This window comes from Microbacterium sp. P5_B6 (assembly GCF_056400345.1).
In genome coordinates this window covers 400517-420967 of record NZ_JBFULL010000006.1, presented here as the reverse complement: position 1 = coordinate 420967, position 20451 = coordinate 400517, and the positions used below count along the sequence as shown (strand labels likewise).

The following is a 20451-nucleotide window of genomic DNA, read 5'->3' as shown; positions in this document are numbered from 1 at the left end:
TCCCGAACCCACATGGACACCGAGGTAGGGCTGGCACCGACCGCTTCACCGATCTTGCGCGTAGTCAATCCCACGTCCGCCGCCTCCACCATCAGTTTCAGTCGACGTTCCGTCGCGCTCCGAATCATCAACTCGGTTTCTCGGAGTTGATCGAGCAGTTCACCAGCGCGCGCTTCGTCTGTGACGACCTTCGGGGAACGACGTTCGCGGCGCAATGGGAGCGGCGTACTCATAATGCTGTTCCGTTCGGCTTGACGAGCGTCGGAACGGCACTTGCACGACCCACGGGCGCGTGAAATGATCCGACGCGAAACTCGCTCGGACCCGGGGTCGCACTCTCGGTTTGTGTAAGCGCAACGCGTGACTGGCAGGTCGCGTTTAGAACGGTCAACGGGGACCGCTCTGAGTTGTGCTCTAGAGCAATCGTAGCCATGCGCATCACCAGAGTCCTCGAGCCGTCCCTGCGGAGGAGCGACGCTCCCATTTTCACTCATATGCGAGCAGAAACACGGTTCTTGGCGCCGGACTGTGCGTCGAATGGTTCAACCGTCGACGAGGGTGCTGGTCGGTCCTGCGTCAGGACGTCGCTTGGGTAGACCGGTTCCATTACGCCGCTTGCTCTAGTCGTCCACGATCAGATCGTTACGACACTGATCAGCGCCGTCACCCCGCAGGGCGTCGAACGGCTCGAACACCCCCAGGGAAGCGACCGCTTCCTCAGGCGCTCGGCCGCCGATCATCGGCGTAGCGCGGGGCCATCGATTCCATCTGGTCCATGACGAGCTTGATCGCCTCGGGCTGCTTGTCGGGCGGGTATTTGTACTTCACGAGCAGACGCTTGATCGACGACCGCAGCTTGGCACGCACGTCGTCGCGCACGGTCCAGTCGGTCCGCACGTCTCGACGCATCACAGAGACGAGTTCGCGAGCGATCTGCGCCAGCACATCTTCTCCCTGCACCGTGACGGCCGACTCGTTCTGCGCGACCGCGTCGTAGAAGGCCAGTTCGTCGCTCGAGAGAGGGGGCGAGAAGTGCTCACCACGGGATGCCTCAGCAGCGACATCCTTCGCGAGCTCGACGAGCTCGGCAATCACCTCGGCTGCGGTGAGCTGCTGGTTGGTGTACCGCTTCATGATCTCGGCGATGCGCTCCGAGAACGCCCGCTGGCGGATCAGGTTGCCCTGCGTCGAGGCGGCGCCTGCATCGACGAGCGACTTGCGCAGCGCCTCGATTGCGAGGTGCGCGTTCGGCGCTGCCTGCGCCTTGGCGAGGAACTCGGGTCCGAGATCGTCGAGCGAAAGCCGGGGTAGACCGGCAGCGTCGTAGATGTCGAGCACGTCGCCTGTCGACACGGCCTCGGCGACGAGTCCGCTGAGCAGGCGCTCGATCTCCTCGGGCACGGGTTCGTCGCGCGACTGGCGGTCCATCGCGTCGAACTTCGCCATCCAGACGCGCACTTCCTCGTAGAAGGCGATCTCGTCGTGCAGTTCGGCGAGACCCGTGCGTCCCGAACCCAGTGCCCACGCGCGGGCCAGTGATCCGCTCGCCGCCCGGTAGCGGTTCGCGAGTCGGTCGCCCTCCAGCGATGGATCGTTCAGCGGGTTCGCGGCGTCGCGCAGGTAGTTCGTCGCCGTGGTCGCGGCGGCGATCATCGCGCGAGGGCCGCCCCGCCGTACAATCGCCCGCCAGTCGCAGTCGGCTAGCATGTCGCGGATCTGCGCGACGAGCTGGATCGCGATCGCGACGGCTTCGTCGACATCGCGGCCGACGGGTTTGTTCGCCTGATCAGTCGCGGTGTACTCCGACAGCGCCTTGGCGAGGTTGTCGGCGAGCGGCGCGTAGGCGACGAGGAGCCCGTCCTCTTTGCCCTCGAATGTGCGGTTGACGCGCGCGAGCGTCTGCATGAGCAGAGCGCCCTTGAGCGGCCGGTCGAGGTAGAGGGTGTGAAGCGGCGGGGCGTCGAACCCGGTGAGCATCATGTCCTTGACGATCACCAGCTCGAGCTCATCCGTAGCATCCTTCAGGCGATCCTTGATGGCCGCGTTAGCGGAGTCGCGCCGCACGTGGTCGCTCACCGGGGGCTGGTCGCTGGCCGAACCCGAGTAGACGACCTTGATCTTGCCGCCGTCGAGGGCGTCGGAGTGCCAGTCGGGTCGGAGGGCGACGATCGCCGCGTAGAGGCGTGCGCAGATCTCACGCGTGCCGCCGACAATGAGTGCCTTGCCGGGCGAGCCGACAAACGGCACCATGCGTGCGCGCCGCTCCTCCCAGTGGGCGACGAGATCCTGTGCAAGGGTCGCGATGCGCTCCGGCGAGCCGTATACAGCGTTCACCACTGCGACGGATGCCTCAATCCTGGCGCGCTCGGTGTCGTCCAGCCCGAGCGTGTACTCGTCTGCGGCCCGGTCGATGTCCTCTTCGGTCGTGCCGTCGGCGAACGAGACCTTGATGAGACGCGGCTCGAAGTAGACGGGCACGGTCGCACCGTCATCGACGGCGCGCGTCAGATCGTAAATGTCGATGTAGTCGCCGAAGACGGCCCGCGTGTCGCGCTCGGCGAACGAGATCGGGGTACCAGTGAACGCGATGAGCGTCGCGTTGGGGAGGGCATCGCGCAGGTGCCTCGCGTAGCCGTCGAGGTCGTCGTAGTGGCTGCGGTGTGCCTCGTCGACGACGACGATCACGTTGCGACGGTTGGTGAGCAGCGGATGCTGCGTGCCGGCCTTCTTCTCGGTATCCGACAGTCCGAACTTCTGCAGCGTCGTGAAGTAGATGCCGMCGGTGACCCTTTGGCTGAGCTCATCGCGCAGCTGGGCGCGTTCCTTGACCTGCACGGGCTTTTCGGCGAGCAGCAGGCTGCGATCGAACGTGCGGAAGAGCTGTCCGTCGAGCTCGTTCCGGTCGGTGACGACGATGACGGTGGGGTTCTTGAGCTTCGGGTGCCGCGACACGAGGTTCGCGTACAGCTCCATCTCCATCGACTTGCCCGAGCCCTGCGTGTGCCACACGACGCCGGCCTTGCCGTTGGTCTCGACAGCCTGGATCGTGCTGCCGACCGCCTTCGTGACCGCGAAGTACTGGTGGGGCTTCGCGATTCGCTTGACGAGTCCGTCCGAGCCCTCGTCGAACGCTGTAAAGCTGCGGACGAGCTGCAGGAACCGCTCCTGGTTATAGAGGCCACCCAGCGCATCATCCAGGGGCAGCACGTCGACCGCCCCTTCCATGCGCGGCTGCACGAGTGGCAGACCGTCGTCGTCGACGTTCCAGGGTGCGAAGTGGTTGAGCGGGGTGAACGGTGTGCCGTACTTCGCGTCGATCCCGTCGCTCGCGAGGGTGAAGACGCAGAACCGGAAGGCCGTTGGGAACTCCCGCAGATAGGTCTGCAGTTGCGCGTGCGCCGGCGCGACACCGGTGGATGCCGAGCCGGCCTTCTTGAGCTCGATGATGCTCAGCGGCATCCCGTTGACGTAGAGCACGATGTCGAAACGACGATGCAGATCGCCCTGGCGGATCGTGACCTGGTTGACGGCAAGCCAGTCATTCTGCTCGGGACCGGCACCGAGCAGACGGATGCGTGGATTCTGCTCGATGCCGTCGGTGTCGATGTAGCTGATCGGGTAGCCGCCGGTGAGGTACTCGTGGATGCGGTGGTTCTCGGTGATCGCGTCCTGCGACTTGGGCGTTGCGATCTCAGCGAGCGCCTGCTGCAGGTACGGCAGCGGCACCGTCGGGTTGAGCCTGCGCAGCGCCTCGAGCAAGCGGGAACGGATGAGGAGCTCGTCCCACGTCGCACGCTCACCCGTCCCGGGGGCGATCTGCTCGCCGCCGAGCGACCGCCAGCCAAGCGGCTCGGCGAGCGTATCAAGAGCCGCGATCTCCCAGTCTGCTTCCGAGATCCCAGTCATGGTCTGGCGTTCTTCTGCTCGAGCCACTTCCTGCTGATGTCAAGGATGGTGGGGGCGTATTGTGCCCAGGAGTCACCGATCTTCGTCGGGTCGAGCTTGCCGGTGTGCACCTGTTCGCACAGGCGCATCCACGCTTCACCGGTCGCTGCAGTGAGCGCGCCGGCCACGCCTGCGTTGATGACGTTGCCTGCCCCTGGGATCAGTTTGATGAGGCTGCGCGCGAGCGCTTGCCCCGTGAACTGCACGCCCAGCTGCGCAAGTGCTCCGGCCGACATCATCGTCTTGAGTTCGAGGTCGTAGATGACGGCGATGCGCCCCATCATTCCGAGTTGGATCGACGCGAGCGCCACGGCGTCTGCGATGGGAATCGGGGTCGCGGCGGCCGCAGCGGCCAACCCCACTGCCCCTGCGATGACCGGTCGAACCATCTCGCGCTTCCACGGGAGGTTGAGTCGCTGTGCGATGCGAAAGGCATCCTTCTCGTTTTCGGGCGAGAGGGCGAGGGTCTCGGCGACGAGCTCACCGAGACCGTGCCCCTTGCCCTTTCCGTGCTTGTCGCGGGTGGAGGTCAGCAGTACGCGCTCATACGGGATGCTGATGGGCTCGCCGTTTTCGTCGACAGGGCTCTCGAGCCATTCGACGAACTTCTTGAGATCCTGGGCGACATCACGCTTTCCCGTGATCGGATTCTTGATCCAGTCGACCTTCGTGAGCACGAGGATGACGGGCAGACCCTGCGCGCCGAGCTCGCGGATCATTTCGATTGCCGACGGGAGCAGTCGGGCGGAGTGGGCGGCCACGCAGTACCAAACGACCGAGATCTGTTCGATCGCAGGGCGTGCCTTGATCGCCTTCAGATGACCGTCGAGCATCTCGCGGGGAGACGTCGCAGAACCCATCTCGAATCCCTCGATGTCCCAGATGCCGAGCGAGTCGTCGTGGTAGTAGCTGACRCCGCGCGTCACCGGGAACCCGATTCCGACGTCAGCCAGATTCCGACCGAACACGGCGTTGACGAGCGAAGACTTGCCTACTCCGGAGTCGCCGATGATCGCGAGGTTGAACCGGCCGTACTTCGACTTCGCCTCCGAGGTCGCGTCAATGAACGGCTTCTCGTCGAACTCGGGTGCGCTGCTGGTGCCACTGGTCGGCTCCGTCGCCATGATTCGGCCTTCCTTCTCTTCGTCGGGTTGGTTACTGGAGGTCATTGCGCGAACTCGAACTCGAGCGTGACGTCCGGTGCGATCGCCTCGGCGATTCCGGTGTAGAAGGTCCGCGCCTGTTCTTGCAGGGTCTCTTCGTTGTCTTCGATGTACTGCTGCTCGAAGTCGGCGTTCACGATCTTGTTGATCATCTCGGTTTGACTGATGTCGGGCGTCGTCCAACTGAGCAGTTCATTGTCGGCGACAGCAAGCTCGAAGCTCTGGTCGGTGACGCCGATGACGATGAACTCGGGAATCGAGATGAGGTACGAGTTCTTCCCCGTCTCCTCGATGACCACTTTCTCGCCGTCGATCCCGAGTTTCGCGTCAAACCCGTACTTGAGGAACGTTGCTCGGCCGCTGCCCGGAATATCGAGTCCGAGAAACTTTCCGTTGGTCTTCTTCCCTTCGATGCCCTCGACGCCCAGCACCAGCAGCGTGACTTCCTCGGCGCGGGCGATCGACCGAAGGGACTGCGAATTGCTCTCTTCAGAACTCGCTCCGAATACGGTGACGAGCGGCTTCGCGAACACGAAGAATGCCCCGCCGACGATGACTATGACGGCGATCAGGGTCAGCACGAGCCACAGGGGCACCTGCTTGTTGGATGTGCTCATTCGGGTTCGTTGTTCCTTGGGTCTGTTCGGGGAGGGATTCAAATTCCGGCGGCGGATGCTGCCGCTTCCGCATCGCGGACGCGGAGCCTGCCCGACATGAGCTGGGGGAGGAGTGCGTCGCGCGTCGCGATGAGCGTCCGGTTTTCCGCGGCCAGCGCGACGCGGGCTGCGAACACGGGCTCCGCTTCCGACTCGAAGGATGCAATCGCCTCGTGGTCAGGGAGAATTGCTGACTTTCGAGCGATGTCGCTCTTGTTCAGGTGAATCACGGTCGTCGCTGACTTCTCTGACTCAACCTCCGCCAGCGGCGTCCTAATCGCTTCACGCACTAGCGCACGACCAAGGGAAGGGTGAGAAAATCGGCATACTCGCTGGTTCAGAAGGCCGGGTTCCCCAAGCCACGTAGTTGCGCGGAACTCCGCATCCATACCGACCACGATGTCGCCGGCCTGGACGACCACCTCGCGCGGCCGCGACTCAGTCGTCCACACCTGTGATTCGAATGTCTTGAGATCTCGGATCCGGATCAGCGGGCGACCGATCCCGGGATCGACGAAATGTGCGCCGCCGAACGGCTCCCCGAAATCGATCACAAACTCCTTTATCAGCGGGGCCTCGACCGCCCCCGCTCGGACCGCGTGACGATACCGACTCTGCAACCACTCGTCTGCTGTTGCGGCGAGAGCAGTGTTGGCTGCGATCTTGTCGTCGAGGGCGCCCAGCACCTGAGCGATCCTCTGCTGCTCGGGAAGCGACGGGACGAGCGCGGCGAGCGACCCGAACGATTCCCGGGTGGTCGATGGAATTGCCGAGCCTGAGTCGAGGCCGTTGATGTCGGCGAGTTGCAACGAGTAGTAGGCCCATCGAAGGTCGAGGGGACGTTTGGGCGCGAGGTAGAAGGCTGTGTCGATCACCCAATAGTCACCGGGTGAGTAGTGAACACCTCTGTACGCGCCCTTTCGCCCGATGATGACGCCCGGGCCAGTTGCTTGAGCAACGTCCGTGTAGCCGACTGCGCCATTCGTACCGAACACTCGCACGCGACCCATCTGAGTCCGGTAGTCGCGAAGAGCCTTTCCGTACCGGAGGTCCGCCACCGCGCCCCAAGAGGTTCGTTCCCAGTCGCTCAAGAGACTCTCCCCAGCTGCTCGCGAACGAGCTCAGCCAGCCGCGCCGACTCTTCGAACTGCACCTCGAGCTCCGCGCGGAGCCGTGCGAGCTTCTCCTCGATCGGCTCACCGTCATCCTCGACGTCGGCCGCTCCGACATACCGCCCCGGCGTCAGGGTGTAGTCGGCGGCCTTGATCTCGGCGAGCGTCGCCGAGTAGGCGAACCCCGGCACGTCGGCGTACTCGCCGACCGCGGCATCTGATTCGATCCCGCGCCAGGCGTGGAAGGTGCCCGCGATGCGAGCGATGTCCTCATCCGAGAGGGCGCGCTCGGCGCGGTCGACCATGTGGCCGAGGTTGCGGGCGTCGATGAAGAGCACCTCGCCGGCGCGGGCGCCCTTGTCTTTCGCGAAGAACCACACGCACACCGGGATGCCCGTCGAGCGGAACAGCTGCGTCGGCAGTGCCACCATGCACGACACGAGGTCGGCCTCGACGATCTCGGCGCGGATCTGGCCCTCGCCGCCCGAGTTCGTCGACATCGAGCCGTTGGCCATCACGACGCCGGCCTGACCGCCGGGTGCGAGCTTCGAGAGGATGTGCTGGATCCATGCGTAGTTGGCGTTGCCCGCTGGTGGCACGCCGTACTTCCAACGAGGGTCGGACTCGCTGCGCGCCCAGTCCTTGATGTTGAACGGCGGGTTCGCCATGACGAAGTCCGCCTGCAGCTCGGGGTGCAGATCGCGCGCGAAGGTGTCGCCCCAGCGCGAGCCGAGGTTGCCCGACAGGCCATGGATCGCGAGGTTCATCTTCGCCATGCGCCACGTGCGCTCGTTTAGCTCCTGGCCGTACACCGAGATGTTCGAGCCTTCGCCCTCGTGCGCCTCGAGGAACTTCTCGGCCTGCACGAACATGCCGCCAGACCCGCAGCACGGGTCGTACACGCGCCCGTGGGTCGGCTGCAGCAGCTCGACGAGCACCCGTACGACGCCGGCCGGCGTGTAGAACTCGCCGCCCCGCTTGCCCTCGGCGGCGGCGAACTTCTCGAGGAAGTACTCGTACACCTCGCCGAGCAGGTCGCGCGCGCGGCGTCCCGATGCCCCGGACTGCCCCTGCCCCGCGAACCTCGCCGAGTTGAGCAGGTCCAGCAGTTCGCCCAGCCGGCGCTGATCGACGTTGTCGCGGTTGAAGATGCGAGGGAGCGTTCCCGTGAGCTGAGGATTCGTCTGCATGACAGCATCCATTGCCTCGTCGATGAGCAGTCCGATCGACTTCTCGGGTGCATCCAGTGAGGGGCCGAGCCCTTTCGCGTTCTCAGCGAGGAACGCCCACCGCGCATTGGCCGGCACCCAGAAGACTCCGCGGCCGGTGTACTCATCGGTGTCGTCGATGAGGTCGGCGATCTGGCCCTCGTCGTAGCCGTCGGCGGCAAGCTCGGTGCGGATCTGAGCGCGGCGCTCGTCGAACGCGTCGGAGACGTACTTGAGGAAGACGAGCCCGAGGATCACGTCCTTGTACTGTGACGCGTCCATCGACCCACGCAGCTTGTCGGCGGCCTTCCAGAGCGTGTCCTTCAGCTCCTTCATCGTCGACGGAGCCTGCGGGGCGGCTTTCGGTGTGCGGGGCATAGTGTCCTTCAGTGTGAATCGGATGCCGCGTCCGCGGCGTTGTCGGTCAGTGTCACGGCGCCGGAGACAACCCCCGCGGCGAGCAGTTTCGCATAAGTGTCGAGGGCCTCGATGCGCCGAGCGAGTGCGTCGCGGCGGGTGGCGAGGTCGGAGAGGGCGGCGCGGAGCGGCGCGGAGACGTGGGGGGCGACGCGCCGCAACCGCCACCGGCGCCATGCCCCCGGCCCACCCGAGGAGCGGTCGATGTCGGCCGCGACCAGCTCAGGCACGAGGCCGCCGGCGTCGCCGCCGTCGATGCGCAGCACCCGAGCGGGGTGGACCACGATCTTCGATCCTTCGGGGTCGACCCACGCGCGCGGCGTCGGCGCGGTGCGGAACACCACGTCGCCGGCGACCGTGAGACGGGCGGACGGATGCCGCGTCGCAAACATGAGCGGATCCACACGCCGATCGCCGATGCGCGCCGGGTCGTCGAGGTCGTCCGCGTGCACCGCGACCAGGCCGGTGGCCGAGGTCTCGTCGGGCGTGACCCGGGTTCCCGGGAGCATCCGCAGATGCCGTTCGGCGATGAGGGTCTCCACCAGTGCGGCAGGTGCGATGGCGCTCGGCAGCGCGGCGGGCACGGCGGCGGGGGCGTCGTCGCCGAGATCGGCGCGTGCCTGATCCAGCAGCGCGGGCAGGTCCCGCGCCGAGGGGCCTTGGGCGGCAGGCGTCTTCGCTCCTGCGACCAGCGAGCCGCGAGAGGCCTGCAGGGACGTCGTGCGGACCGGTCGGGTGAATCGGAAGGAGTGCGCCCGGACGTCGCGGGCGCTTCCCATGGCAGCAAGGACATCACTCGTTAGATCCGCGCGAGTCGCCGGGGTGAGGGGGGATTCCGTCAGGTCGGCCACCGCGGTGAAGCGTTCGTCGACCGGCACATCGCCCGTCTCGCGACCCAGCACCCAGAGTGCGAGCGCCTCGCGCGGGGCGGAGGTGACGAGGCCCGCAGGAAGCTTCACGATGGCGCGGACACGTCCCGATCGGAGCACATCGGTGCGCGCCAGTGAGTCGGAGTGCGCGACCGGCTCGGTCAGCACCCCTGCCGGCGCGATCACGACCGCGCGATCGTGATCGCGCATCCCGAGCACGAGATCATCGATGGCCTGGAGCACGTCGGCCGTGGTCGTCGTGGCGTCCGAGGGCGGACGCGTGACAGACAGCTGGGGCCCGACCGCCGTGAGGGACGACTGCGGCAGCACGATCCCGTCGCAGAGAAGTCGTCGACGGATGCCGCGTCCGTCCGGGAGCGAAGGCAACACCAGCTCGACGTCGTCGCCGAGGTGCGCGCAGAGCTGTTCTGCGAGCGACGGCGTGATGCCTGTGCTGAGGACGAGTTCCGATGCCGGGTCACCGAGGAGCGCCCCGGCCAAGGCGACCAGCAGGGCTTCGGCGTCGGGTGTCAGCGGACCCGAGGATCCTTCCGACGACCTGGTCGCGGCATGCCGTCGCTCGAGGATCCGGGATGCCTCGAGCGGCGAGTAGGCCGCATCCGCAAGGAGGTCCGCCCACTCCGTCCAGTCGGACCGGGCCGTGGACGCCTCCGCCGCCAGGCAGGAATCCTCGGGATCAGCCGCGACGGCCCGCCGCTGAAGTTCGTCGAACTCGGAGCCGCCGACCGGCTCCCCCGACATGGCGCGAAGGGCGAGGAGCGCATCGACAGCTGCGATGTGCGACGCATCCGCGACATCGAACCCGGTGGGCGTGGCAGACGCGGCGGCGTCTGCGACGGCATCCGAATTGTTCCCATGATCCGTGCGCGCCAGCCACTGCGCGATCGACATCGCATCGAAGAGTGCGCGTCCGCCCTTGTCGCCTACCGCCGCCGGAAACGGGTCGGCCGACGACGCGAAGCGCGTCCGCCACACGGACGCCACCGGTCGCCGCACGTCGGCCAGCCGGGCAACGCCGGCCAGGTCGATGAGAAGCGGTGAGCTCGTGGACATGACGACAACGTATCGAAGATCCCAGCTCGCATGTGCTGGTGGCTGATAAGTGGTGTTATCAGACGCCTCGGGCGGTTCGAATCGGATTCGACCGACTATGAATCCGGCGATGTTGAGTCGCTGTCACAGGCGGGGCGCCGCTGGGGGTCGCCCCGCCTGTGGGTCCGCTTTCCACCATGATCGGAGCTCCACATGAACCAGACAGCAGCCATCGGCGCGACAAAAGAGATCAAGTGCCCGCACTGCGGGACAGTGTTCACCATCGATGAGGCGGAGTACGCCGACATCGTGCAGCAGGTGCGCACAGTGGAGTTCGAGAAGGAGCTTCACGCCCGCCTGGCTGACGCAGAGAAGGCCCAGCAGACCGAGATCGCGCTCGCTGAGGCGAAGGCAGCTCAGCAGGCGCAGCAGGCAGCCGCGGAGAAGGATGCCGAGATCCAGCGCCTGAGCGCGGAACTCAAGGCTGCCGCCACCGTCCAGGATCTCGCGGTCACGAAGGCCGTGGTGGACGCGGACAAGAAGCGCAGCGAGGCGGAGAACAAGCTGGCGCTGCAGACTGCCGAGCAGAAGGCCAAGGAGGCCGCACTCAGCCAGTCGCACTCGAAGGAGCTCGCCCTGAAGGACGAGATGATCGAGCGCTACAAGGACATGAAGGCGAAGCTGTCGGTCAAGCTGCTCGGCGAGACTCTGGAGCAGCACTGCGAGATCGAGTTCAACCGCATCCGCTCGCTCGCTTTCCCGAATGCCGAATTCCACAAGGACAACGACGCTGCCGGCGGCGCCAAGGGCGACTACATCTTCCGCGACTTCAGCGACGACGACGTCGAGTACGTCTCGATCATGTTCGAGATGAAGAACGAGTCGGACCTCTCGGCCACCAAGAAGAGGAACTCGGACTTCTTCGCCAAGCTCGACAAGGACCGCAACGACAAGGGCTGCGAGTACGCGGTGCTCGTGTCGATGCTCGAAGAGGACTCCGAGCTCTACACCGGCATCACCGACGTTTCGCATCTCTATCCGAAGATGTTCGTCATCCGCCCGCAGTTCTTCCTGGCGATCATCGCGCTGCTGCGCAACGCCGCCCAGGACACGATCCTGGTCAAGGCCGAGCTGGATCAGGTGAAGAAGCAGAACATCGACATCACCGATTTCGAGTCCGAGCTCGAAGGGTTCAAGACGGCGTTCGGCAAGAACTACGACCTCGCCAAGCGCAAGTTCGACGATGCCGTCAAGGACATCGACCTCGCCATCGACCGGCTCCAGAAGGTCAAGGCGGGTCTGCTCGGGTCCGAGAACAACCTCCGCCTGGCCAACGACAAGGCGACGGCGCTCACGATCAAGAAGCTCACCAAGGGCAACCCGACGATGCAGGCCAAGTTCGCCGAACTCGAATCCCTGGACGAGCTCGACGCCGCCTAGCTTCAACAGGAAGGAGCCCTCCGCCCGCCATCGGGCCGGAGGGCTCTTTGTCGAAGAATCAGCGTCCGCGGTGCCGGTCACCCTACGGGCGCGGCCGCAGCCGGTTGGATCCGCTTCAGTGGGCAGGTCTACCGGCGCTCCGACCTTGCCCATCGAGCCTGCCGTCTCGGCATTGAATTGCGGGACCTTCATGGCTGCTCCGMCAACTAGATTGTCCAAACGATCGACTCGGACAATCTGCTTGGCGGTTGGACAATCTAGTCAGTCACCTGTCACTACCCGAAGTCCCCCGGCGCCATATCGGTGAAGCGGCTGAAGTGGCCCTGGAACGCGACGGTGATCGTATCGGTCGGGCCGTTTCGGTGCTTGGCGACGATGAGGTCGGCCTCTCCGGCCCGCGGGCTGTCCTTCTCGTAGGCCGCCTCGCGGTGCAGGAGCACGACCATGTCGGCGTCCTGCTCGATCGAGCCCGATTCACGGAGGTCTGACAGTGCAGGCTTCTTGTCGGCGCGCTGTTCGGCACCACGATTCAGCTGCGACAATGCCACGACGGGAACGCCGAGCTCCTTCGCGAGCAGCTTGAGCGCGCGCGAGAACTCCGACACCTCCTGCTGACGCGACTCGACGCGCTTGCCCGAGGTCATGAGCTGCAGATAGTCGATGACGACCATCTTCAGCCCGACGCGCTGCTTCAGGCGCCGGCACTTCGCGCGGATCTCGACGAGCGTCATGTTCGGACTGTCGTCGATGTACAGGGGGGCATCATTGATACGACCGCGGACCGACGCGATCGTCGTCCAGTCGCGGGAGTCGAGCGTGCCCTTGCGCATGTTCTGCAGCGGAACGGAGCCCTCGGCGCTCATCAATCGCATCGCGATCTCGCTGCGGCCCATCTCGAGCGAGAAGAAGATCGTGGGCATGTCGTGCTTGATCGCCGCCGTGCGGGCGAAGTCGAGTGCCAGGGTCGAGTTGTGGGTCGGGATCATCGACTCGCCCGCGAGGTACAGGTGGTCGTCATTGTCGACCTGCACGCAGCGCACCGGCACACTCGCAATGGGACGGATTGCCGTGACGTACCGCCTGCCGATGCGGAGAGTGTTCAGCGACCGCTCCTGAGCGTGCAGCACGCGCTTGCGCTCGAGCCAGAAAACGTCGTCGGTCGTCGAGAAGTTGAGGATGTAGCAGGTCGACGATTCCTCCGAGCGACCGCTCACCCTCTTGCTCGTTCGCCCGCAACGGTAGCCGAGGCTGACAATCAGCTCGTACACCGAGTCCGCAAGCTTCTTGTTCGTCACGGCGAACTGGCATGAGCCGACGCCCCTGACCACCGTTCCGTCGGTGTCGAGAAGTCCGGCCAGCAGTTCGCGGCGCTGAGCCTCAGAGGCCCGCAGGTATGCCATCGGCACGTGCTTGTCGCCCAGCACACCGGCTTTGCGAAGGAGTGCCGTGAACGAGCCGTGGTCTCGGTGACAGTCGGCACACCTCTGTGCTTCACCCGAATACGGCTGATCGCAGTCCGGGCACGACAGGCGCTCTGGGTGCATCCCCTTGTTCTTCGGCCCGCAGGTGCGTCCGCAGTTGCGCACGTGGGGGTGACGTGCCGCGAACTCGCCGCCGCAGATCTCACAGTTGCGGACGAGCTCCTCGCGCTCCAGAAGCTGAATCGAGGAGAGCATCCCCCCACGTGCCTCCGCGCGCAGCCCGCTGCGTCGGATGAAGGAAGGGATCTCTTCGGTCTCGCTCGTGATCCGGGCGCCGTCGCTGTGCCCGTCGCCCAGCCAGGCGCCGAGGGCATAGGGGGCGACCGGCAGGTCGGCCTCTGGCACCTGCAGTGGCCGGGCGTTGCCCACGGAGTGGTTCGCGCGGGCTTCGGCACCGACGGTAAGGGTCGCGAGCATCTGCTCCGTCGTAACGACGGAGGCGCCGCCCTGCCCCGTGCGCCGCACCGCCCGCGTCTGGGTCGCCCACTGGTGCTGCGCGTCGGCGATGATCGTCGAGGCGTCCGAGAATTCGACCTCGTAGCACGGCCTGCCGGACATGACCTCGGTCGCCGCGACGACGCGAGTCGGGCGACCGTCGGCGTCGAACAGCTCGTCGCCGACCTTGACCTCCCCCATCGTCGTCCAGCCGGTGGGAGTGGCCAGCGGAGTGTCGAGCGCGAGAGCCTTACCCATCGCAGGTCGGGCCGCGATGATGATCATCTGGCCGGGGTGCAGACCGTTGGTGAGCTGATCCAGCCCGGAGAACCCCGTCGGGATGCCGGTCATCTGGCCGTCGCGACCTCGGGCGGCCTCGATCTCGTCGACCGCGGCGTCGACGGCGATCGTCAGGGGCACGTAGTCTTCGGCCGCCTCGGTGCCGGTGACCGAGTAGATCTCGGCTTGCGCGCTGTTGACCAGGTCGAGCGCCTCGCCCTGACCCGAGTACCCCATCTGCACGATGCGCGTGCCGGCGTCGACGAGGCGGCGGAGCAGGGCGCGCTCACTGACAATCGACGCGTAGTAGCCGGCGTTCGCAGCCGTCGGCACGATCGAAGTGAGGGTGTGCAGGTAGTCGGCGCCGCCGGCGCGCTGAAGCTCCCCGTTCTTGATCAGCTCGTCGGTGACCGCCACCACGTCGGTCGGCTCACCGTGCGAGTAGAGCGAGAGGATCGCCTCGAAGATGAGCTCGTGCTTCGGAACGTAGAAGTCGACTCCGCGGAGCGTCTCGATGACGTCGGCGACAGCATCCTTCGAGAGCAGCATGCCCCCCAGCGCGCTCTGCTCAGCGAGCAGATCATGGGGAGGAGTTCGCTCGGGCTCGCGCGGCCGGCCCAGACGCTCTTCGGAGATGTCGGCAATCGACAAGCTGGTTCCTCCTGTAGGGCGTAGGGCGTGGTGGTGCGTGCGGACATGAGTCATCGAGCAGCGGAGAAGGTTCTCACCACCTCTTCTTCGCTGCTCACTACAACATCGACCTCCGACATCGACGTCGGGCGCCAACCATCCCCGCGGGTCGAACCCAACGGTAGAGAGGGCGCTTCCCACCTGCAACACAGGCTGTGGATAAGTGTGTGGAAAGACTGCGTGAAACGCCGTCTCTCCTGTGAACAGTGCCTGTGGAGAACTCGGGGACCGAGACGGACTTGGCGGAAATATAACCCTTTTAACCGGGGCTTTTCTCACTCACAGCCTGTGGATACAGATGTGGTTGAAGTCCAGCTTGAAGGTTGAGTCTGATACCGGAAGTTGTGCACAGTTTCGGCCCGATGTGCGGGCTCAGAAAGCTCCGACACGGCCGTATGCCCACCCCGGTACATACGGGTTCGACCAAAAAGCGGATGCCGCGGRCCCCAGTGGGGTCCGCGGCATCCGCGGTGCCTTGACGGCTGAGGAGTCGGCGCCTACTTGGCGGCGACCACCTGCAGCGTGATCACGGCGGTGAGGTCATCGCGAAGGCGAATCGTCGCCTCGTGCTCACCCACCGACTTGATCGTCGAGGTGATGTGGATCTTGCGCTTGTCGAGGTCTCCGAGACCGGCCGCCTTGACGGCGTCGGCCACATCGGCGGTCTTGACGGAGCCGAAGAGGCGTCCTTCAGCGCCCGCCTTGACGGCGAGGCGGACCTTGTTCGACTCGAGCGAGTTCTTCAGCGCCACAGCCTCTTCGTGGTCGTGGATCACGCGGGACTCGCGAGCGGCGCGGATGGACGCCACCTGCTTCTCGCCACCGCGGGTCCACGTGACTGCGAAGCCCTGGGGGATGAGGTAGTTGCGGGCGAACCCGTTCTTGACCTCGACCACGTCACCGGCGCTACCGAGCCCGGCGACCTCATTCGTGAGAATCAGCTTTGCCATTGCGGTGCCCCTTAGCGGCCAGCGCCGGCATAGGGCAGGAGCGCCATTTCGCGCGCGTTCTTGATCGCCTTGGCGATCAGACGCTGCTCCTGCACCGAGACACCGGTGATACGGCGGGCGCGGATCTTCCCACGCTCCGAGATGAACTTGCGAAGTGTGGCGACGTCCTTGTAGTCGATGACGCCGACGCGGATCGCCTTCGCGGGGGCCGCGTTCTTCGCGCCCTTCCGCGGCTTCCGGCGATCGCCGGTTGCTTTTCCTGCCATGGTTCTTCCTTAGATTTTCTTGATCGGATGCCTCTGCCCGAGGCATCCGGAATCTGCTTCTGAGACCCGCCGGATCGGGGAGCCGAGTCCGCGGGGTGCCGAGATCAGAACGGTGTGTCGTCGCCGTACGACGTGCCGGGCGCGCTCCACGCGTCGGCCGTGCCGCCGGTCTGCGAGCCGGGGGTCGACCACGGCTCGTCGGCGACCTGCGGCCGCGACTGTCCGCCGCCACCGTTGCCGCCACCTGCTGCGCGCGTCACCTGGGCGGTGGCGTAACGCAGCGAGGGGCCGATCTCGTCGATCTCGAGCTCGATGGACGTGCGCTTCTCGCCTTCCTTCGTCTCGTACGAGCGCTGCTTCAGGCGGCCCGTCGCGATGACGCGGGAGCCCTTCGTCAGCGATCCCGCGACGTGCTCGGCGAACTCGCGCCACACGCTCGCGCGGAGGAACAGCGCTTCGCCGTCCTTCCACTCGTTCGCGGCGCGGTCGAAGCTGCGGGGCGTCGACGCGATCGTGAAGTTCGCGACGGGGAGGCCACCCTGCGTGTAGCGCAGCTCGGGATCAGCCGTGAGGTTTCCCACCACGGTGATGATCGTCTCGCCGGCCATGACCGTTACGCGTCCTGCTTGACGGGCTTCGGGGGACGAGCAGCCTTGCGGGCCGCCTTCTCCTCGGTGCGCTTCGTCTCAGCAGCGACCATCGCCTGCGCCTCTTCGGCACGCAGCACCTTGGTGCGCATGATCTGCTCGTTGAGGCCCAGCTGGCGGTCGAGCTCCTGCGTGGCGGCGCTGGTGGCGGTGAAGTTCACGACGGCGTAGATGCCCTCGGTCTTCTTCTGGATCTCGTAAGCAAGACGGCGCTTGCCCCAGATGTCGACCTTGTCGATCGTGCCACCATCGTTAGTGATGACCTTCAGGAACTTGTCGAGGCTCGGGGCGACCGTGCGCTCGTCGATCTCGGGGGTCAGAATGACCATGAGTTCGTACTGGTGCGTCACTTACCCACCTCCTTCGGACTAGAACGGCTGCCAGGCATTTCCCGGCAGCAGGAGGGTGTGTGCACGTCGTCACGGACTTACGCACACTGGGGTGCGACCGGACAACCCTCCTATGATACCGGATGCGCCGTTCCAGCCCGAATCCGGACTGTCGAGCCCTCCACGGGTAGCGTGACGGCCATGGAATGGACAGCGGATGTCGCGGCCGGCGCCTGGATCGGCGAGCGCCTCGACGCGAGATCTGGCGCTGGGGTCGCCTTCATCCCGTCCGGCTTCGACGCGTACGCACGCATCTTCCACCCCGCAGACCGCGACCGGCCCGTCGGGCGGGCGTGGCCGCCCCTTCCCTACGGCATGCACCACAAGGAGTGGGACGCGTTCCACTTGGCGCAGCCCGACATCGATTCCGAGACGGTCACGTGGGCGACGGCCGCTGCGGCGTTCGGAACGACCATGCACCCGCAGGCTTCCTGGGATCACCTCGTCGAGAGGTTCCGAGAGGTCGAGGGAGAGGACGGGCCTCGGGATGCCGAGGGCTGGCGCTACGGCCGGCCCATGTGGGGACAGCTGGCGTCACGCGAACTCGCGGCAGCGGCCTCCCTCCTCGCCGCCCACACGACCACGCCGGACGACGCGTACGCCGCCGTGTGGGACGGGTGGGGCGGACTTGTCGGTGCGATGGGGCACGGACCGTCGCGCGTGCTCTTCACGATGTCACGGTCGGGCGGTCCTGCGGATGACGCTGTCGCAGCCCAGCACGAGGAGTTCCTCGAGCACTCGGCACGCGACCAGTTGAACAGCCCGTTCCGCAAAGCGACGTGGCAGCCCGGCATCCTCCCCGATGACGTCTCTCGCGGGCCGCGCCTGGAACTGCCCGCACGCTCGTACGTGCTCTTCACCGGCGCGGTGACCGAGCTCGCCGACCCTGGCTGGGAGCAGCAGATGCCGTGGCGCGATCGCTCGCCGGAAGAGTACGGCCACCCGGCGACCGCCGAATCGCCGAGTCTCATCTGGCCCGCCGACCGCTCGTGGCTGCTCGCCGGCGACGTCGACCTGGACTCGACGATCGTGGGCGGCTCGCACGCGCTCATCAGGGCGCTGTGCGCCGATCCGCGCCTCGAGGCCCTGCCTATCCGCGAAGGCACCGACCTCGGCTGGGACGCGGACGACATCAATCGGTGACATGCGGCGGCATCCCTTCCATTAGTCGTTCATGAGAACCGAAGCAAGGGGCAGACAGGCGCTCTGCTCCGTGCTGGACTGGCGGATGCGGTGACCAAGGACGGTCCTCGCATTCGGAAGGTCCCGAGGAAGACCACGAGTCGTCCGGCGGGCACGACTATGGAGGTACTCCTGTGGTACGACCTCGACGCCGGACAGCCGGCGCGATAGCGGTGAGCTGCATCGCTGCAGCAGCCATGACACTCACCTCGGTGGCCCCGGCCTTCGCGGCAGCCGGCGACCCGACCATCACTTTGCCGATCAACGACAGTGAGGCAGGCGGCACGTACGACCAGGACTTTGTGCGGGTCTATTCGAACACGACCCCCGACGGCACCCCGGTGTACATCTACGTTCCGGCGGGCACACCGCTGGATGGCAGCGCACCTGAGGGTGTCCAGAGCATGGATCCGGGATTCGACCCCACGCCAGGGGACGAGTTCGTCCCGTGCGCGGATGCGACACCCGAGGAGTTCACGATCACCCAAGCCCAGATCGACTACATGGGCAATCAGCTCGCGAACCAGATCGTCGCAGTCGACGAAGAGCACTTCGGACCGATGGATGCGGCGGACCCGACTGACCCGGCGAGCGACTCGCTCGTCATGGTGGTCTACAACGTGCAGGACGAGGCCTACTACAACTGCGACGCCGACAGCTACACGGCCGGGTACTTCGCCCCCGACTACATCGACTCGTCAAGCATGAACGTCATCGTCATCGACGCCCTGGACTGGGCGAACCGCGTCGGCCCGAACGACTCGGACTGGCGCGACGACGATCCGGCCAACGATCGCCCGACCCTGTACGAAGGTGTGATCGCGCACGAGCTCGAGCACCTGCTGCACAACTACAGCGACCCGGGCGAGCTCTCGTGGGTCGACGAGGGTCTTGCTGACTTCGCGGCATTCCTCAACGGCTACGACGTCACGGGGTCCCACCTGCTGTACCACCAGGTGTTCTACTCCGACACCTCGCTCACTCGATGGGCGGGTGGCCTGCAGAACTACGGAGCTGCGTACACCTTCTTCCAGTACCTGTGGGAGCAGGCAGGCGGCAACGGCGACGGCACCTACGAGCCCGATCTTCAGTACGACGCCACAGCCGGCGACCTGCTGATCAAGCGCATCTTCGAGAACCCGCTCGACGGCATGGACGGCGTCCAGGCCGCCATCGATGCGTTCAACGCGGAGACCGGGTCGCACCTGCGTGATGTGACCACCCTGTATCAGGACTGGGCCGTCGCGGTGTACCTGGACGACGAGAAGTCGGCCCGCTGGGACATCAAGTCCGCCGACTTCGGCACCGCCGATTCCAGTGGCTACACGATCGACATCGCCGACGACCTCTTCTGGGGCGGACGCGGCAGCAGCCAGGGTGCCCAGCCGTCGTCGAAGTGGAACAAGCGCGCGAACGGCCAGTCCCCGACCGCTGTCCCGTACGGCATTCAGGTCGAGCGGTTCCGCAACCCGGGACCGAACGTGACGGTCTCCTTGGATGGTGACGACACCACCCAGGTCGCACCGCACACCGGAGACACGCACTGGTACGGGGGCTACGAGAGCCAGTCCGACAACATCCTCGACGTCGACGCAACCAGCCCGGTGACCTCGCTTGACTTCTGGACCTGGCACTTCATCGAAGAGGGCTGGGACTACGGATTCGTCGAGGCCCTCGTCGACGGCAATTGGGTCACTGTCCCGCTCGTGGACGACAGCGGCGCCGTGGTGACGTCGAATGACGACCCGCACGGAGGGAACACCGAGGGCAACGGCCTCACCGGCACCTCGGGTGGCACGTACTTCGTCGACGACCCGGAGTACATCCACCTGACGGCCCAGCTGCCGGAGGGAACGACCGATGTGCAGTTCCGGTACTCCACGGACGCGGCGTACCTTGACACCGGCTGGTTCATCGATGACGTCATGGTCAACCACGCGGCGGCCACCGTGTCGTCGGACGAGGGCGAGTGGTTCGCGACGACGGGCCTCCAGGACAACAACTGGACACTCCAGGTCATCTCGACCTGCGACCTCACGCCGGGCGTGACCAACGCGTTCGAGGTGACGGACGGCGCGGGCAACTACGTCTACCGTCTCTCGGGCGACCAGATCACCCAGAGCGGGTTCAACACCAAGTGCGCGAACGGCAAGAACCGGGACTTCGCAACGCTGGTGTCGAACCTCCCGACGGGCGACCTGACGTTCCTCGACGCGGACTACGTCCTGAGCGTCACCAACAACGGCGGCGGCAAGCGCTGATCAACACG

At 65.8% G+C, this 20451-nt stretch carries 15 protein-coding genes; 3 read left to right on the top strand and 12 right to left on the bottom strand.

All coding sequences use genetic code 11. The features are described from left to right. The 7 genes from AC1DP3_RS11275 to AC1DP3_RS11245 all read right to left on the bottom strand — a co-directional run. The coding region (locus tag AC1DP3_RS11275) for a hypothetical protein (RefSeq protein WP_477293261.1) at nt 1–233 on the bottom strand (233 nt) is incomplete at its 3' end. 484 nt (nt 234–717) lie between these two features. Beyond that, nucleotides 718–3906: a type I restriction endonuclease subunit R gene (locus AC1DP3_RS11270; protein ID WP_477293259.1), complete on the bottom strand. Its 3189-nt coding sequence runs from the start codon at nt 3904–3906 to the stop codon at nt 718–720. Continuing rightward, on the bottom strand, nt 3903–5069 hold the full coding sequence (locus tag AC1DP3_RS11265) for a DUF697 domain-containing protein (protein ID WP_477293258.1): 1167 nt from the start codon (nt 5067–5069) through the stop codon (nt 3903–3905). The genes AC1DP3_RS11270 and AC1DP3_RS11265 overlap by 4 nt, the downstream gene beginning before the upstream one ends. A 41-nt stretch (nt 5070–5110) precedes the next feature. After that, entirely contained in the window at nt 5111–5725 is a 615-nt protein-coding gene (locus AC1DP3_RS11260) for a hypothetical protein (RefSeq protein ID WP_477293256.1), read from the bottom strand. Nucleotides 5726–5763: 38 nt separating this feature from the next. Next, nucleotides 5764–6855 (bottom strand): restriction endonuclease subunit S, encoded by a 1092-nt coding sequence (locus AC1DP3_RS11255; protein ID WP_477293254.1) that lies wholly within the window; start codon nt 6853–6855, stop codon nt 5764–5766. Further along, complete coding sequence (locus AC1DP3_RS11250; protein ID WP_477293252.1) at nt 6852–8462, bottom strand: class I SAM-dependent DNA methyltransferase; 1611 nt, start codon at nt 8460–8462, stop codon at nt 6852–6854. The genes AC1DP3_RS11255 and AC1DP3_RS11250 overlap by 4 nt, the downstream gene beginning before the upstream one ends. An 8-nt stretch (nt 8463–8470) precedes the next feature. Continuing rightward, complete coding sequence (locus AC1DP3_RS11245; protein ID WP_477293250.1) at nt 8471–10444, bottom strand: hypothetical protein; 1974 nt, start codon at nt 10442–10444, stop codon at nt 8471–8473. Between the two features lie 192 nt (nt 10445–10636). On the opposite strand from AC1DP3_RS11245, the gene AC1DP3_RS11240 reads away from it, so the two are divergent. After that, a complete protein-coding gene (locus tag AC1DP3_RS11240) occupies nt 10637–11863 on the top strand; it encodes a DUF2130 domain-containing protein (RefSeq protein WP_477293248.1) in 1227 nt (408 codons plus the stop codon). 275 nt (nt 11864–12138) lie between these two features. Here AC1DP3_RS11240 and dnaB read toward each other — a convergent pair whose 3' ends face one another. From dnaB to rpsF, 5 genes are all read right to left on the bottom strand, one after another. Then, nucleotides 12139–14763 carry a replicative DNA helicase gene (gene dnaB / locus AC1DP3_RS11235; protein WP_477293247.1) on the bottom strand — a complete coding sequence of 875 codons (2625 nt, stop codon included), beginning with the start codon at nt 14761–14763 and terminating at the stop codon, nt 12139–12141. Nucleotides 14764–15245: 482 nt separating this feature from the next. Then, the gene (gene rplI, locus AC1DP3_RS11230) at nt 15246–15698 is read right to left on the bottom strand and encodes a 50S ribosomal protein L9 (protein ID WP_477293245.1); all 453 of its coding nucleotides are present in this window, start codon (nt 15696–15698) and stop codon (nt 15246–15248) included. 11 nt (nt 15699–15709) lie between these two features. Next, complete coding sequence (gene rpsR, locus AC1DP3_RS11225; RefSeq protein WP_005054609.1) at nt 15710–15964, bottom strand: 30S ribosomal protein S18; 255 nt, start codon at nt 15962–15964, stop codon at nt 15710–15712. Between the two features lie 104 nt (nt 15965–16068). After that, a complete protein-coding gene (locus AC1DP3_RS11220; protein WP_477293244.1) occupies nt 16069–16572 on the bottom strand; it encodes a single-stranded DNA-binding protein in 504 nt (167 codons plus the stop codon). Between the two features lie 5 nt (nt 16573–16577). Beyond that, on the bottom strand, nt 16578–16961 hold the full coding sequence (gene rpsF / locus AC1DP3_RS11215) for a 30S ribosomal protein S6 (protein WP_477293243.1): 384 nt from the start codon (nt 16959–16961) through the stop codon (nt 16578–16580). Nucleotides 16962–17141: 180 nt separating this feature from the next. Between rpsF and AC1DP3_RS11210 the strand changes: the two genes are divergently transcribed. Continuing rightward, the gene (locus tag AC1DP3_RS11210; protein WP_477293242.1) at nt 17142–18143 is read left to right on the top strand and encodes a hypothetical protein; all 1002 of its coding nucleotides are present in this window, start codon (nt 17142–17144) and stop codon (nt 18141–18143) included. A gap of 236 nt (nt 18144–18379) precedes the next feature. Then, nucleotides 18380–20443 (top strand): hypothetical protein, encoded by a 2064-nt coding sequence (locus AC1DP3_RS11205; RefSeq protein WP_477293241.1) that lies wholly within the window; start codon nt 18380–18382, stop codon nt 20441–20443. The last annotated feature ends 8 nt before the right edge of the window (nt 20444–20451 follow it).